This window comes from Algibacter sp. L3A6, assembly GCF_009796825.1.
Lineage (GTDB): Bacteria > Bacteroidota > Bacteroidia > Flavobacteriales > Flavobacteriaceae > Algibacter.
Genome location: NZ_CP047030.1, coordinates 2583017 through 2600238 on the forward strand (window position 1 = coordinate 2583017; position 17222 = coordinate 2600238).

The window sequence follows — 17222 nt, forward strand, 5'->3', positions numbered from 1 at the left end:
TTTAAGTTTTAGTTTACCAGATTATAGTATAACTTATTGTTGAATGTCCTTCAGGGATTTCTATAAGTAATTCATTTTTTCCATTGCTGTCTCTAATAATTGGTTTAATCGTTTCTCCTTCTGGAAAAGCAATATAATAGCTTTCGTTGTTAATAATGAACGTATTATTTTCTAATGCTGTTATACTTTGTCCGTCTGCAATTTTATGCCACATTGAAGATTTTGAATTAGAAGTAATTACTCGATCGATACCTCTTTTTGATTTTGCAGAGGCTTTAAAGCTATGCGATATTTCATTTCCATTTATTTCGAATGAAAACATTGGTAAGCCATCATCTTTAAATTCATAACCAATTTGTTTAAATGTTTGGTTGTTACCTAAGGCTTTCGGCCATGCCTCATTCTTAGAATTTAATGAAGCGAAATCTAAATCGCCATGTAATGAAATAGGAAAGCCCATAGGTTCTCCGCGTTGATGTTCTCCTCGGGAGTGCCACATTTGTGTAGCATCTAAGAAATCACCACTCCAAACATGGAGTAAAGTGCCTGTTTCTAAATCTAAACTATAATTCAGTCTTTCAATTAATCCAACAGATATACAATGCGAGCGTTTAACACCTTTGTGGTTTAAAAAACTACGTTGTGTAAGTGGTTTATCTGTTACGTTTAAGGTAATTGGCTTTATTGGGTTGTTCTTGCTTAAAGTTGAAGTTCCTGTTTTTAATAATGAATAACGTTGCATTTTTGGTCCTTCAACAAAAAAGTCGAAACCACGCCGCCATATTACGGGCTTGTTGTATACAAGGTTGTAAGTAACTTGGCCTTTTTCTAAATGAACTTTACTAAATTGTGTCGTATTCATATCAAAGTCGCCATTCATTTTCATTACAGTATCATTCTCAATGATTAAGTACGTACCGCCATTAACCGCAGCTTCAAATAAATAGTCACCAGATGTTGGTATGTCTAGCTTCCCTGAGTAACTTAATACTTTTTGATCTCTTACATCAATCCTCATTAAAGGAGAAATAGAATCCGTTGTAAACGTTTCAAGAAGTTTAAGATCTTCTATGTTTTTTACAACAGAAAGCTTTTTAGAATTATCGTAAATTTTAAGCTCAGATTTTTCGATGCCAATTTTTTTGTCTTCATAAAGTTTATATTTTATGTTTTTAAAAGCAACAGGTCCATGGTCACCTTGAATCATTAAAGGAGCATAAGGCACTTCTTCTTTTGCCGCGCCACCGCGAGTAGATCCCGTAACTTCTACGTTTTTCTGAATTAAAATATTATTTAACCTAACTTCTTCAAACCAAGCGTTTTTAATTTTTTCGCCTTTTTCGTTAAACCTTGGTGCATGAAAAATAATTTTTAAATGTTGCCATAAACCAGGAGCTTTAGCAGCATTTACTAAAGGCGAATGCCCTTCATAACCTTCTTTCCCTTTTTCAGCATCTTTGTTCCATCGTTGATAAACACCGCCAATATCATTGTATTTAGGATGTTCTACACCCCAACTATCAAATAGCTGAATTTCATATCTGCTTTGAAAATAAATACCCGAATTAGACTTTATGGGCATCATTACATCAAGCTCTAGCTCAATATCACCATGTTCAAAATTTGAAAGTAAATTTTTGTTTTTTTCTTGGTCGTTTTTGTTTACTACTATGCCATTACCCTTGTATGGTGTAAGTGTTTTTTCTTTACTTCTATTAGCCACTACACTTCCGGCTATTTGCCAATTTTCAGCAGTTGGTTTAAAATGAGATAAGTCTTCTAATTCAATATTAGTAAACGGTAATGCGTTAAGTGTTTCTTCTTTTTCATTAACAGTTTCTAGCAGTTTTGTTTCTTCTTTTTCGCAAGAAATTATCAACGAAATAGCAAAAAGAAAAAGGAGTTTGTTTTTCATATGCTTATTTGTTTAGATAAAGTTGGTTGTTTTTGACTTGCGTAAAAGTATCTGCTTTTAGTTGTTACCCGTTGTTCATATGGCTTATTATATGCAAAATATGGTTCTTAAAACGCATAATTAAGTGTTAACATGGTACTTCTTGGTAAAATAGGAACAACAATAAAACTAGCATCTGGGTTGTTGTTAATGTAGTCTTGAGTTACTCCATTGGCATTTGCTCCAAAAGAATTTGCTCCAAAAAAGTTAGCCAGTCCGTCAGAGTTTAAAAGGTTGCTAGCTAATACGCGAGCGCTTAAATTCTTGTTTATTTGGTAGCCTATACCTGCATCAAAAACACTGTAAGCGGCCAATTGAAAAGCGTTAGCTACGTTACCTTCACGCTTGCCTGTGTATTTCCATTTAATGAAAGATGATACTTTGTCTTTCTGAAATTCTGCAGATAGATTAAATAGTAATTTTGGATTGAATGGTAATCTATTTCCAGAATAGTTTATAATACTATCATCTGCTATATCAACAGATCCTGCTGCGTCATAAATATTCCATTTTCTTGCCTTTGGGTTTTGTAAAACACCATTAAAACGAAAGGTTAAATATTGAATAGGGTTGTAAATGGTTTCCCATTCTAAGCCAAATGTTTGTGAGTTGTTAAACTGTATTGGCGTATAAAAAATACTGCTTGTACTATCATCAAATTCAAAATTAGAAACTCCAATATTTTTTAATTCACTCCAAAAAAGTGTTGTTGTAAATGAGAAATCTTTTAAAGCTGATTTCAATCCTAATTCTGCTTGTTTTATTTTTTGTACTTCACCTGCATTAATAATAGGTACGTTAGCAAAATTGTTGAAATAATAATTTAATTCTGGTGCTTTGTTTCCTCTTGAATAACGTCCAAATAGAGACGTATCTTCGGTTAATTTGATATTTAAACCTGCTGAATATGATAAGTAATTATAGTTGAAATTAAACGAATCACGTTCACCTGTTGGTTGTAAAATATTGTTATCATAAATAGTGGTTTCATCTGCATCTAAACCTCCATTTTGTGTAAAAGGAGCGCTACGGTCATTACTGCCTTTATGGTATATAGATTCATAACGAAGTCCTAAATCTAATTGGATATTATCAGAAATTTTCCAAATATCATTAACAAACGTAGCTGCTTGAAAAACATCAGCACGACTGTTTGTGAAAAATAAACCACCATAGTTACTTACACCATGCTCATCAGATAAATATAGAACCGGTTCACCAGGGTTTTCTAAAGTAACCTCTAACATGGTTGGGTTATTTTCATAAGTAGAAAATGCAAAACTACCTTGTGTAAAAACGGAAGTATTAGATATACCAGTAGAAAAACCAAAACTAAAATCGTGGTTGTCCCAAGTTTTCAATAAAGTTAATTGTTGCATAAACTCATCGGCATTGTTGTCTTTATACCAAGTCGATGTGCCCAAAACAGCATCGTTAGGTAGTGTACTATCGGTTAAATAGTTTATTGGACTTCCTGCAAAAATAGGACTGTTATCAATTCTTGCCATTTCGGCTCCAGTTTGAGCATTTTTAAATACAATTTGGCCAACAGGAAAAGGGTTCCCGTTACTTGGTAAATAATACGTTGTAGGGTCGCTCAATGATACAAAAGCGTTACTGATTGAGGTTTGCCAATTTGCATTTTTGGTCGAAAACTTCATGTTGTTTTTTATAGACCAATTATTGTTTAGGTTCTGAAACAAATCTAACCCAACCGCTAAATCTTTTGCATGTACACCTTTTGATGGATTAAAACTGTTTGTTTTACCATCTTCTAAATAACGACCATCAGGAATCGATGCATTGTAAGAAGGCATTAATAGGGCAGAGGAGTTAAAGTCTTGTCCAAAAGCAGCTTCAGGATTGTCCCAGTTTGTAGCCGCAACACCGTTATATCTATTTGTATAATCGTTTAAATATTTTCCGTAAAGTTTAAAGTATCCACGAGAGTTTACTTTAGTTAAGTTGAATTTAAATTGTCCGCCTTTACTAAACGTAAAATCTGTATTTCTTGCACCTTCATCATGTCTGTAATGTCCACCAGCGTTAAAACTCCAATTATTTCCTAATTGGCTACCTAAAACAGCATCTGCTCTGTAATATGGATTGCCTTCACCTTGAATACCAGTTTGTAATTGTACTTCACCAGTTAATTCTTTTGAGTTCGTTTGTCTAGAAATAAAATTATAAACGCCTCCAGGAGCATTCATGGCTGTTATGGATGCGCTACCGCCTCTTAAGGCCTCAACGTTTGCTGTCATTAAATCTACACGATGAAATAAATCTGGACCATAGTACGAGTGTTGTACTAAACTCACAGGTAAATCATCTTCCTGTAAAGACACGTAATACCAGCCCATATCATCTTCGGCTGCAGCCGAAACGCCACGTGTGTAAACTCTTGTAAAAACTTCTCCAGCAGAAGCATCAACAAAAGTTCCAGGGATGTTCTGCAATAAGTTTGCAGTGCCTTGCGGAACTATTTGTTTTAAGTCTTTAGTATTTAAAGTGCTCACAGAGGTACTCGATTCTAATTGTATTGTAGGCGTGAAATTCCCTGTAATAACTACGGTATGTAGGTTTAATAAGTCGCTCTCTAAATTGTACGATAACTCGGTGTTATTACCGTTTAAGCTAACATTATCATTAATAGGTTTAAATCCTAAATGCGAAATGCTTAAAATATAATTTCCCGTAGGTGTATTTGTTAAGTAATACTTGCCTTCGGAATCTGTAATGCTAAAAAGTATTGGTTCTGTATTTAAAAAAACAGTAGCTCCAGATATAGGGTTATTGTTGCTGTCTGTAATTGTTCCGTTAAGAGATGATTGTGCGTTAATTAATAAGGTTTGTGCCAATATCAAAACTGATATTAGTAATTTAATGCTATTCATAAGTTATAGAGAGTAAAAAATAGTTGGTTGATTTTTGAATCACAAATTTATAAAATTTATCCGCATTACTGTTTATATATTATCACTGAAAGGATTCAAACAGATCTATCAATTGGTAATAAATAACGTCCTGTTCCAATTTTAATGAAAGGCAAATTTTTAATTCATAAAAAATGTGTATTTTGCGTGGTGCTAATGTTCAAATAATTTCAGTGAAAGTAAACAAAATAAATATTGAACCTTATGAGGCTGATGGTATTGTATACCATGCAGATACTTGTTTGCCATTAATTGATGCGTTTAACAGAAAAAAAATAAAGTTTAAAGCTTTAGCTAGGCATACTTATCCTGGCGATCGATTGGATGAAAATACCATGGGGCTAAACAGTATTGGCTATTGGGATGCAAACGAACCGCAAGATTGGGGTTTAGACTGGCACCGCAATGAAGGTATTGAGTTTCATTTTTTAGAATCGGGCACTATGCCGTATTCTCAGGAAAATAAAGAGGTTTTGCTTACTCCAAATCATTTAACAATTACACGTCCGTGGGAAGCTCATAAAGTTGGAAATCCATATGTTGGTATGGGGAAATTTTATTGGGTTATTATCGATTTAGGCGTGCGAAGGCCTCATCAAGAATGGGCTTGGCCAGATTGGATCACATTAACGTCGAGTGATTTAGGACGATTAACTACTATTTTAAGGCAGAATGAAAAATCTATTTGGAAAACCGATCAAACAGTTCGCGATTGTTTTCTTAGGATTAACAAGGCAATCAATACCGATGAAAATGGGAGTAATGCTTCTAAAATAAGGCTGTTAGTCAATTATTTATTAATTCTTTTACTCGATTTATTAAATACAGACGATGTTGTTTTAGATGAAAAACTAACTGATAGTTCACGAAGTGTAAAATTCTTTTTAGATGAATTGGTGAATAATTTATCCGAAAATTGGACTGTAGAACTAATGGCAGAATCTGCAGGTGTGGGAGTAACAAGGTTTACGCACCATTGCAAGCGTTTAACTAATGTAACGCCTATGCGCTATCTTACCATGAAGCGTTTGGATTTATCTAAAAAAATCCTTCAAGAAAACAACGAGTTGACTATTGCAGAAGTGGCCTATATGTGTGGTTTTGCAACAAGCCAATACTTTGCAACGGTTTTTAAAAAGCATGAAAAATGCTCGCCTAATACTTATAGGTTAAAGTATGCTGTAAATGTGGTAGACTGTGTTTAAATTATTTCACTGAATAATAATACACGCTATTTAAAATTCTATTTTATATTTTCACTAGGTAGAAATTACTGTGCTTTTTTGTTCCAATACTTAAAGTCTGTACTTTATAACGTTTTTATAAAGTAACGGTTATGGGGTGTAATGATAAATAGGAGTCTGTAATTTCTATACCAACCAAACTAAACTAAATTTTATAAAATGGAAAACATTAATAAGAAGCGACTCTTTCTTGCGAGTTGTTTAGCATTAATTACAACGGCAATGACATTTGCCATTCGCGCACGATTAGAAACTGTTTTTGGACCTGAAGGCGTTGGGCTAACACTAGAACAAATTGGTTACGCGTTTACACCAGCTTTTTTCGGTTTTACAATTGCCATGATTTTTGGCGGACCTTTAGTCGATTTTCTCGGGATTAAAAAAATTACCTGGATTGCCTTTGCTATGCATGCCATAGGAATTGTGTGGACTATTATGGCCGATTCAATGACTTCTTTATTTCTAGCAACACTATTTGTTGGTATCGGTAATGGTATGGTAGAAGCAGCGTTAAACCCAATGGTAGCATCGATGTATACTAATGAAAAAACAAAAATGCTAAATAGATTTCATGTATGGTTCCCTGGTGGTATTGTAATTGGTTCTATTGTAGGATGGCTCGTTATGGATGTTATGGGCTTAAGTTGGCAAATTATGGTTTCAACGTTATTTATACCTTTAGTACTGTATGCCGTATTGTTTTTTGGACAAGTATTTCCGGTTACCGAGCGTGTCCAAATGGGGATTAGTAATAAAAAAATGTTCTCTAGCGTCGGGAAACCGCTATTCATCTTTATGGTGTTTTGCATGCTTTTAACAGCAGCTTCAGAGTTAGGAACAACCCAACGTATAGAATCACTTTTAAAAGAATCTGTTGCAGTACCACTGTTAGTTTTAGCGTTTATCAACGGTATTATGGCTCTAGGGAGACTGTTCGCTGGGCAAGTTGTACATAGATTAAAACCTTCGGGAATGTTATTATATTCGGCAATATTCACTTTTATAGGTTTATGGTTGTTAACGGTAACTAGTGGTGGAATGACTTTTGTTGCAGCAGCAGTTTTTGCTATTGGCGTTACATTCTTTTGGCCAACCATGTTAGGCTTTGTGGCAGAATATTTACCAGAAACAGGAGCGCTTGGGCTTTCAATTATGGGTGGAGCAGGTATGTTTTCTGTATCGTTAGTATTACCAATTATGGGGAAATTGATGGATGATGCCAACGCTTCTGAAGCTTTAAGAACCATGTCTATTTTGCCAGCAATTCTTATTGTGGCCTTTTTAGGTTTAAATTTTTATATGAAAAAAAGAAATAAAACAGAACAAGCATAAGTAGTTATGACAAGAAAATTAAGAATGGGAATGATAGGTGGCGGCACCGGATCATTCATTGGAGATGTACACCGCAGAGCCGCAGCCATCGATGGCATGATAGAATTAGTTTGCGGGGCTTTTAGTAGTAATGAAGAAAAGTCTAAAGCATCAGGAAAAGCACTATATCTTCCAGAAGATAGGTGCTATGGTAGTTTTGAGGAAATGATTTTAAAAGAAAAGGAACTTCCTGAAGGTGTTCGTATGGATTTTGTTTCCATTGTAACACCAAATCATATGCATTTTCCTCCTGCAAAATTAGCTTTAGAACATGGATTTAATGTGGTTTGCGATAAACCGATGACGTTAACTTTAGAGGAAGCCATCGCGTTAGAAACTATAATCGAAAAAAGCGGGAAACTTTTTGCTTTAACACATAATTACACAGGGCACCCCATGGTAAAGCAAGCGCGAGCTATGGTTGCTAAAGGTGATTTGGGTAAAATTAGAAAAATACAAGTACAATATTTGCAAGGTTGGTTGTCTACGGCAGTAGAACAAACCGGACAGAAACAAGCATCTTGGCGAGTAGATCCTAGTAAATCGGGTATTGGCGGAGCTTTAGGAGATATTGGAACGCATGCAGAAAATTTGGCTGAATATATTACAGGACTAAAAATTGAAGAACTTGCTGCAGATTTAGGAAAGTTTGGAGAAGGCCGTGTGCTTGATGACGATGGTAATTTATTACTACGCATGGAGAATGGAGCTAAAGGCACCATGTCTATTTCGCAAATTGCTTTAGGTGAAGAAAATAATCTAGCTATTAAGGTTTATGGTGAAAAAGGAAGTTTGGAATGGCATCAAGAAAATCCGAACCAATTAATTACACATTGGTTAGAAGAGCCTGTTAAAATATTTACACCAAATGGTAATAATTTATATGAAGAAGCTCTAAACGTTTCTCGTATTCCGGCAGGACACCCAGAAGGATATTTAGAAGCTTTTGCAACTATTTATAAGAATTTTGCGACGCATTTAATGGCTGTTTTAAATGGTGAAACTATTGATAAACCAGATTATCCAACGGTGAAAGATGGTATTCGAGGGATGCAATTTATTTATGCAGCCGTTGAAAGTGATAAAAAGAACGCTGCTTGGACAAAAATAGAATAACGATATAAACTACTATTGGCGGATGCTGCGTTAGGGATTGAACGGCCTGTTTAAGCTCCCCGACCAACGAAAGGGAGCGAGTAGAGAAAGCCCGACCCTTGGGTAACGCCAAAAAAATAAGATAAAATATGAAAACAATAAAAGGACCAGCAATTTTTTTAGCGCAATTCGCAGGAAGTGAAGCGCCATTTAATACTTTAGATAACTTATGTAAATGGGCTGCAGATTTAGGATATAAAGGGATTCAGATTCCAACATGGGAAACGGGATTAATCGATATCGAAATAGCTGCGGAAAGTCAAACCTATTGCGATGATTTAAAAGGAAAAGTTAATTCTTATGGTTTAGAAATAACAGAATTGTCTACACATTTACAAGGGCAGTTAGTAGCTGTAAATCCGGCTTACGATACTTTGTTTGATGGTTTCGCTCCCGATGCTGTAAAAGGAAATCCAAAAGCAAGAACGGAATGGGCTATAGATTTTGTTAAAAAATCGGGAACAGCAAGTGGTAGATTAGGTTTAAAATCTCACGCGTCGTTTTCGGGTGCTTTGCTTTGGCATACTATGTACCCTTGGCCACAACGTCCGCAAGGTTTAGTGGAAATGGGCTTTAAGGAGTTAGCAAACCGTTGGTTGCCTATTTTAAATCATTTTGATGAGCAAGGGGTAGATATTTGTTATGAACTGCACCCAGGTGAAGATTTGCACGATGGAGTTTCTTTTGAACGTTTTTTAGAGGCAACAGGAAATCATAAACGTGCTAATATTCTTTACGATCCAAGTCATTTTGTATTGCAACAATTAGATTATTTAAAATTTATAGATTATTACCACGAGCGTATAAAGGCTTTTCATGTTAAAGATGCTGAGTTTAATATGTCTGGAAAACAAGGGGTTTACGGAGGTTACTCGGATTGGCAAGATCGCGCAGGCCGTTTTAGATCTTTAGGTGATGGTCAAGTCGATTTCAAAAGTATTTTTACAAAACTTACTAAATGCGATTGTGATGTTTGGGCGGTTATGGAATGGGAATGCTGTATTAAATCTTCGGCTCAAGGTGCTCGAGAAGGTGCGCCTTTTATTCAGCAACATATTATTGAGGCAGCCGAGCGTAGTTTTGATGATTTTGCTGGTGCGAAGCCAGATGAAGCTTATTTAAAAAGTATACTCGGAATTTAATGAATAAAGGTTTAATTATTTTAATAGCTTTAGTTTTCGCGTCTTGTAGTCAAAAGCTTGTGCCGGTAGATTCTAAACAACAGGTTGAAACTACGGAAGGTGTAATAGAACCTACAAAGCCTGCGGAAACCGAAGTTTGGGAGCCTAAACCTAAAGTTGTTGAGGTGGATGAGGAGACTCAAATTCCGTCGGATGCCATTGTATTATTTAATGGTAAAAATTTCAATGAATGGGAGTCCTCTGCTGATGCTTCAGGTGTGGAATGGATTTTAAATCCTGATAAAAGCATGACTGTTAAAAATAAGGCAGGGGATATTCAAACCAAACGTGATTTTGGTGATATGCAACTTCATATAGAATGGAAATCTTCCGAAGAAATAAAAGGAAAAGGACAAAGTCGTTCTAATAGTGGCGTGTTTATTCAAGGCAGGTATGAAGTGCAGGTTTTAGATAATAATGAGAACGAAACGTATGTAAATGGCCAAGTTGGTTCTATATATAAGCAGGGTATTCCGTTGGCTAAAGCATCTTCAGAAACTGGCAAATGGAATGTTTATGATATTATTTATCATGCACCTGTGTTTAATGAAGCGGGAGAAAAAACAGAAGCTGGCACAATAACTGTACTTCATAATGGTGTTTTAATACAAGATCATTACGAAATTAAAGGAACTACAGAGTTTATTGGGTGGCCTAAAAATAAACCACACGGAAAAGCGCCAATTAAGTTGCAAGACCACAGAGATAATAGCAGTGTGAGTTATAGAAATATTTGGGTTAGAGAATTATAAAAAAATAGAAATTATGATAAATCGTATTGTTGTTTTACTAATTAGTCTTTGTTTTATTAGCAATAGCTATTCATGTAATCCAATTAAAAGTAAAATAAAAGTGCTCATTGTAGACGGACAAAATAATCATACCGTTTGGCCAAAATCAACAATTATGATGAAGCAGTACCTTGAAGAAACAGGTATGTTTACTGTAGATATTGCTAGAACTAAATATTTAAATAATAGTGAGCAAAATAAAGAATGGTTAGGATTTGCAAAGGTTGAAGAAGGGATTGAAGGCAAGCCGAAAACGGATCCAGATTTTAATCCTAAATTTTCAAAATATGATGTAGTGATTTCTAACTTTGGATATAAAGCTGCTTCGTGGCCAAATAAAGTACAAAAGAATTTTGAAAAATATATTAAAAAAGGAGGTGGTTTTGTGAGTGTACATGCAGCTGACAATAGTTTTCCAGAATGGACGGCTTATAACGAAATGATTGCCATTGGTGGTTGGGGAGGACGTACGGAAAAGCATGGTCCATACCTATATATTGATAAAGACAATAAGCCTAAAAAAGATTACAGTCCGGGTAATGGCGGAACGCATGGTAAAAGAGAGGCTTTTGCTGTAACTAACTACAATACAGAGCATCCAATTACTAAAGGTATGCCAAAGGTTTGGATGCATGCCCCAGATGAATGTTATGCGTTTTTAAGAGGTCCAGCCGAAAATGTAACCATTTTAGCTACTGCTGTATCTACTAAGAAAAAGCCAGAGTTGGAACAAAAAGAACCTGTAGCCATGGTTATAAACTATGGTAAAGGCCGAATATTCCATACTACTTTGGGGCACGATACAAAATCATTTGAGTGTGTTGGTTTTATAGCCTTGTTAAAACGCGGGGTAGAGTGGGCTGCAACTAATAAAGTGACTCAAACAGAATTGCCAGCAGATTTTCCATCTGCCGATAATGTATCTACAAGAAATTTCAATTTAGCAAAATAGAGGCTATTGAATTATTCAAGAAATAGTAATTTATTAATGTTTTTGATAGCAAAAATATCAGATTAATATAATTGCACAACATTAAATATAAATCTACTCTATTTTTTATGTTTAATGTTGTGTAATCCATAATTAGTTGTAATTTTGCGGCTTATATTAACGAAAGGGGCTCACGCCGACGATTTAGAGTTAATTTTTAAGGTAGTTATTCAGTGAAAACAGGAAACAACATATCTCTTATCTCTTCTGTTTTAGTAGCAAATACTAAAGCAACTGTTGTGCGTATTCCTCAAATTCGCCCCATGGGGCTTTTCAATTAAGAAAGCTATTCGCTTTCCAAGTTTCGTTATTTTTTTTAAAAGGATTTTTTAAGTATTTAATACTTAAGCTAATAATTTGTTTTAAAGTCATTTATTGATTTTGAATGAAGTAAAAATATACCTTAAAGGTATTGTAAAATGGATACTATATTGAACGCAGACATCAAAAGTGTTATAGAGAAAGCTGAGGCCTATTGTTCCGAGGAAGAGATAGAAATAAAGCTAGTTTATAAACTTTCAAATAAAACTTTAGAATTAATTTCAGAACGATCTAAAGAGCTTGCTACGTTATATTATGTAGATGTCGAGATGTTAAGAACTCGTGCTGAAAACGGCTGTTTTATATTGAAAAAAAATGATAGAATTTATGGACATATTTTTGTTCATGAGCATCATGTAAAAGGCCACTCTGTTTACGAACGTACTTCTCTATGGGTAGATCGCGATTGCCGTAATTGTAACCTTGGATTATTACTAATGTCTAGAATGACCGAGTTGTTTTCCGATACCTTTCTTATTTCTGTTGCACAAACACCTAAAGTACATCACTATAACGAATTAATAGGGATGACGCACGTTACGCTGGCTAAAATGTCTCCGGGATTAGTTGAAGAACTTGAAAAGTTGGGGAAATTACGTGATGAATTGAATTTCAAATATTACGTTAATGATTGTTTCAAGTCTGAAATAGGTCAATTAAAACAAATTTAAATTATAGAATAAGTTATATAAAATTATACAATGAAAAAATTAGTCATAGCATATAGTGGAGGATTAGATACATCTTACTGTGCCGTTAGTTTATCAAAAGAATATGATGTACACGCTGTAAGTGTAAATACTGGTGGTTTTACAACTGAAGAAATTAAGCATATTGAAAGTAATGCCTATAAAATGGGTGTTTCAACTTATAAAAATATTGATGCCGTAGCTACATTTTATCAAAAAGTAGTGAAGTATTTAATTTTTGGTAACGTTTTAAAAAACGGTACATATCCATTGTCTGTAAGTGCAGAACGTATTATTCAAGCAATTGAAATTATAGAGTATGCTAAAAGTATTGATGCAGAATATATTGCGCATGGTAGTACTGGAGCTGGTAATGATCAGGTTCGTTTCGATATGATTTTTCAAACATTGGCACCAAATATTAAAATTATTACACCAATTAGAGATCAAAAATTAACAAGACAAGAAGAGATTGAGTATTTAAAATCTGAAGGAATTGATATGCCTTGGGAAAAAACAAAATACTCTGTAAATAAAGGCCTTTGGGGAACTAGTGTTGGTGGTGTAGAGACTTTAAAGTCTGAAAAACCTTTACCAAGTGAAGCTTACCCATCTCAATTAGAAAAAGAAGGAGAAGAGAAAGTAACGCTAACTTTTAAAAATGGTGAGTTTGTTGCGCTAAATGGTGAGACAAATGCTCCGGAAGTAAATATTGAAAACTTAAATAATATCGCTTCGGCTTACGCTATTGGTAGAGATATTCACGTTGGAGATACTATTGTTGGAACAAAAGGACGTGTTGGTTTTGAAGCCGCAGCTGCTTTAATTACAGTAAAAGCACACCACTTGTTAGAGAAGCATACATTAACAAAATGGCAATTACAACATAAAGATTATCTGTCTAGTTTTTATGGTATGCATTTGCATGAAGGACAATATTTAGACCCAGTAATGAGAGATACGGAAGCATTTTTACAAAGTTCTCAGAAAATGGTTTCTGGTAATGTTGTAGTATCTTTAAAACCTTATCACTTCTCTTTAGATGGTATTGTTTCAGATCACGATTTAATGTCGAGTAAGTTTAGTACTTACGGTGAAGAAAACAAGGCTTGGACGGCAGATGATGCTAAAGGATTTATTAAGATTTTCGGAAACCAAAATAAAATATACAGACAAGTAAATTCTCAGGAATAGAACTTGAATTGAATAATTGAGTTATTTCGAAGTATTAAGAAACTACATAATTTTAATACGGCGAAATGAACAAAAATAGTATATAATGAAAAATATTGAAGTTGGAATTATTGGAGGTGCTGGTTATACGGCTGGTGAGTTAATTCGTTTATTAATCCATCACCCAAATACAAATATCAATTTTGTGTTTAGCACATCGAATGCCGGAAACAAAATAAGTAAAATACATCAAGATTTAGTAGGAACGTTAGATCAAGAATTTACCGATACTGTTAACCCAAATGTAGATGTTTTATTTTTATGTTTAGGTCACGGAAATTCAGTGAAGTTTTTATCGAATAATACGTTTTCTGATAATACAAAAATTATAGATTTAGGAAATGATTTTAGATTAGAAGCCGATAAGGATTTTGATGGTAAAACATTTGTTTACGGTTTGCCGGAATTACAACGTGAAGCTATTAAAACTGCAAATTATATTGCAAATCCGGGGTGTTTTGCAACAGCAATTCAGTTAGGGGTGTTGCCTTTGGCTGGTAAAGGTTTGATAAATAAAGATGTGCACATTAATGCTGTAACAGGTGCTACTGGTGCAGGAACATCGTTATCTGCAACAACACATTTTACTTGGAGAGATAATAACTTCTCTTATTACAAACCATTTACGCATCAGCATTTAGGTGAAATAAATCAATCGGTTAAGCAATTGCAAAGTGATTTTGCTACTGAGATTTTATTTATGCCAAATAGAGGTGATTTTCCTAGAGGAATTTTTGCAACACTTTACACCGATTTTGAAGGTACTGTTGAAGATGCAAAAACGATTTATAAAGATTTTTATAAAGACGCTAAATTTACTTTTGTATCGGATGATCAATTACATTTAAAACAAGTAGTAAATACTAATAAATGTTTAATACATTTACATAAGCATAACGGTAAATTATTGGTGACTAGTATTATCGATAATTTATTAAAAGGAGCTTCGGGACAAGCTTTGCAAAACATGAATTTGATGTTTGGCTTAGAAGAAACTACCGGCTTAGGTTTAAAGGCTACTTATTTCTAGAATATCATTTTAGAATTTGAGTAAGCACATAACAGTGGTGCGTTAGTGATGGATCGGTAAGTTTTGAACTCCTCGATTAGCGGAAAGGAGCGAGTAGTGAAATATTTGTATTTATGAGTTCTATAATTTAAAATAGAAATCAACGAATAAAGCTCGCTACTTGTGGTAACCCCAAAAAAGAACTGATAAATGAAGTTTTCGTTGTCACGAAAATGAAGAAGAACTTATATAAAATTAGGCATTATGAGAGTAGCCATAATTGGTGCAGGTAGCTTGGGCCAGTCTATTGCAAAGGGCTTGTTAAGCTCGGAAGCGTTGACGAGTTTGTATTTAACAAAACGAAACTTAGGCGCTTTAAAGGATTTTGATAATTCGGAAAAAGTAACGTTAACTACAGATAATGTTGAGGCTGTAAAACATGCAGATATTTTAATTTTTGCTATTCAACCAAGACATTTTGAAGGTATATTAAACGACCTGAAACCACATTTAACTAAAGCACATGTTTTAATTTCGGTAATTACCGGATTTGCTATTGCTAGAATTGAGGCTATTGTGGGTGAAGATAATTACGTGGTACGCGCTATGCCGAATACTGCGGCATCTGTGGGACAATCAATGACTTGTATTTCTACCAATAAAAAAGGAAAGGAAAAAATTGATTTAGCTATGGCTATTTTTAATAGTTTGGGTACTTCGTTGGAAATTCCGGAGGAACAATTACAAGCCGCTACAGTAATTTGTGCGAGTGGTATTGCTTTTTGGATGCGCTTAATTCGTGCAACAACGCAAGGAGCGGTTCAATTAGGTTTTGAGGCACACGAAGCTCACCAACTAGCGATGCAAACGTGTTTTGGCGCAGCTAGTTTATTGAAAGAATCGGGTAAGCACCCAGAAGAGGAAATAGACCGTGTAACTACACCTAGTGGTTGTACTATTGAAGGTTTGAATGAAATGGAACACCGCGGTTTAAGTTCGTCGCTGATAAAAGGAATAAATGCGTCTTTTGAAAAAATTAACCAGATAAAAAATAATTAGTTATGCCACTATTTAATGTATATCCGTTGTATGATGTTACGCCTGTATCGGGCAAAGGCATTTATGTTTATGATGAAAAAGGAAACGAATATTTAGATCTTTATGGTGGTCATGCCGTAATTTCTATCGGACACGCACATCCAAAATATGTGGCAGCGATTTCTAATCAGGTTGCTGCGCTCGGTTTTTATTCTAACGCCGTGCAAAACCCTTTGCAGGTTACACTGGCTGAAAGATTAGAAACGCTTTCTGGTTGTGAAGGTTACGAGTTGTTTTTGTGTAATTCTGGTGCAGAAGCAAATGAGAATGCTTTAAAATTGGCATCTTTTAAAACAAATAAAAAACGTGTTATTGCTTTTAGCAATGGATTTCACGGTAGAACATCGGCAGCTGTTGCAGTAACCGATAATAAAAATATTATAGCGCCTATAAACGCGCAACAAGCCGTAACTATTTTACCTTTAAATGATATTGAAGGTGTAAAAAGAGAACTTGAAAAAGGCGATGTTTGTGCCGTAATTGTTGAGTTTATACAAGGGGTCGGAGGTTTAGATCAAGGTACTGCCGAATTTTTTGAGCAGGTAGATTTGCTTTGTAAAGCGAACAATACCTTTTTTATTGCCGATGAGGTTCAGTCTGGTTATGGCCGTTCGGGAAAATTCTTTGCTTTTCAGCATTATAATGTAACGCCAGATGTTATTTCTATAGCGAAAGGTATGGGGAATGGTTTTCCAATAGGAGGTATTTTAATTCACCCAAGCATCGAAGCTAAATTTGGTATGTTAGGTACTACGTTTGGTGGAAATCACTTGGCTTGTGCTGCTGGTTTATCTGTTTTAAGCGTTATTGAAGGCGAAAAATTAATGGATAACGTAAACGAGATGTCGTGTTATTTTGTGAAACTGGCTAAAACGATTCCGCAGATAAAAGCCATAAAAGGTAAAGGCTTAATGATTGGTTTGGAGTTCGATTTTGAAGTTGGCGATTTACGCAAAGAGTTAATATATAAGCATCATATTTTTACTGGTGGTGCCATGAATAAAAACTTGTTGAGAATTTTACCTCCATTAACCATTAGAAAAGAGCATATTAATATGTTTTTTGAAGCTTTAGTTGAAGTTTTAAACGAGGTTGAGGAATTAGAAGTGAATAACTCGTAGAGGAAATAAAATATAGAATAGAAAGAAATATAGGTTGTTATATTAAGTGTTTTGTCATTTCGACTTTAGGAGAAATTACATAAATAAAATCGTTGTCAACCAAATATATTTCCAACTGAAAAACTGAATAT

At 34.6% G+C, this 17222-nt stretch carries 13 protein-coding genes; 11 read left to right on the forward strand and 2 right to left on the reverse strand.

The annotated features are described in order from the left end of the window. Positions 1 to 13: 13 nt before the first annotated feature. Positions 14 to 1915, reverse strand: coding sequence for a DUF1080 domain-containing protein (locus GQR98_RS10890; protein ID WP_159019518.1), 1902 nt, complete (start codon positions 1913 to 1915; stop codon positions 14 to 16). Positions 1916 to 2022: 107 nt separating this feature from the next. Then, a complete protein-coding gene (locus tag GQR98_RS10895; protein WP_159019519.1) occupies positions 2023 to 4848 on the reverse strand; it encodes a TonB-dependent receptor in 2826 nt (941 codons plus the stop codon). A 212-nt stretch (positions 4849 to 5060) separates the two neighbouring features. Here GQR98_RS10895 and GQR98_RS10900 point away from each other — a divergent pair, with 212 nt between their 5' ends. The 11 genes from GQR98_RS10900 to GQR98_RS10950 all read left to right on the forward strand — a co-directional run bounded on the left by GQR98_RS10900 (position 5061) and on the right by GQR98_RS10950 (position 17091). Next, on the forward strand, positions 5061 to 6092 hold the full coding sequence (locus GQR98_RS10900) for a helix-turn-helix transcriptional regulator (RefSeq protein WP_159019520.1): 1032 nt from the start codon (positions 5061 to 5063) through the stop codon (positions 6090 to 6092). Positions 6093 to 6290: 198 nt separating this feature from the next. Further along, positions 6291 to 7463 (forward strand): MFS transporter, encoded by a 1173-nt coding sequence (locus tag GQR98_RS10905; protein WP_159019521.1) that lies wholly within the window; start codon positions 6291 to 6293, stop codon positions 7461 to 7463. A 6-nt stretch (positions 7464 to 7469) separates the two neighbouring features. Then, a complete protein-coding gene (locus tag GQR98_RS10910) occupies positions 7470 to 8618 on the forward strand; it encodes a Gfo/Idh/MocA family protein (RefSeq protein WP_233267996.1) in 1149 nt (382 codons plus the stop codon). Between the two features lie 128 nt (positions 8619 to 8746). Beyond that, positions 8747 to 9799 carry a sugar phosphate isomerase/epimerase family protein gene (locus GQR98_RS10915; protein WP_159019522.1) on the forward strand — a complete coding sequence of 351 codons (1053 nt, stop codon included), beginning with the start codon at positions 8747 to 8749 and terminating at the stop codon, positions 9797 to 9799. Continuing rightward, positions 9799 to 10590: a DUF1080 domain-containing protein gene (locus tag GQR98_RS10920; RefSeq protein ID WP_159019523.1), complete on the forward strand. Its 792-nt coding sequence runs from the start codon at positions 9799 to 9801 to the stop codon at positions 10588 to 10590. Before GQR98_RS10915 ends, GQR98_RS10920 begins: the two co-directional genes overlap by 1 nt. Before the next feature lie 13 nt (positions 10591 to 10603). After that, positions 10604 to 11581, forward strand: a complete 978-nt coding sequence (locus GQR98_RS10925; RefSeq protein ID WP_159019524.1) for a ThuA domain-containing protein — start codon at positions 10604 to 10606, stop codon at positions 11579 to 11581. Between the two features lie 458 nt (positions 11582 to 12039). Next, positions 12040 to 12612, forward strand: coding sequence for a GNAT family N-acetyltransferase (locus GQR98_RS10930; RefSeq protein ID WP_159019525.1), 573 nt, complete (start codon positions 12040 to 12042; stop codon positions 12610 to 12612). Between the two features lie 30 nt (positions 12613 to 12642). After that, positions 12643 to 13824 carry an argininosuccinate synthase gene (locus tag GQR98_RS10935; RefSeq protein ID WP_159019526.1) on the forward strand — a complete coding sequence of 394 codons (1182 nt, stop codon included), beginning with the start codon at positions 12643 to 12645 and terminating at the stop codon, positions 13822 to 13824. Between the two features lie 85 nt (positions 13825 to 13909). Beyond that, complete coding sequence (gene argC, locus GQR98_RS10940) at positions 13910 to 14893, forward strand: N-acetyl-gamma-glutamyl-phosphate reductase (RefSeq protein WP_159019527.1); 984 nt, start codon at positions 13910 to 13912, stop codon at positions 14891 to 14893. Between the two features lie 243 nt (positions 14894 to 15136). Next, on the forward strand, positions 15137 to 15931 hold the full coding sequence (gene proC, locus GQR98_RS10945; RefSeq protein ID WP_159019528.1) for a pyrroline-5-carboxylate reductase: 795 nt from the start codon (positions 15137 to 15139) through the stop codon (positions 15929 to 15931). A gap of 2 nt (positions 15932 to 15933) precedes the next feature. Then, positions 15934 to 17091, forward strand: a complete 1158-nt coding sequence (locus GQR98_RS10950) for an aspartate aminotransferase family protein (protein WP_159019529.1) — start codon at positions 15934 to 15936, stop codon at positions 17089 to 17091. Positions 17092 to 17222 lie beyond the last annotated feature (131 nt).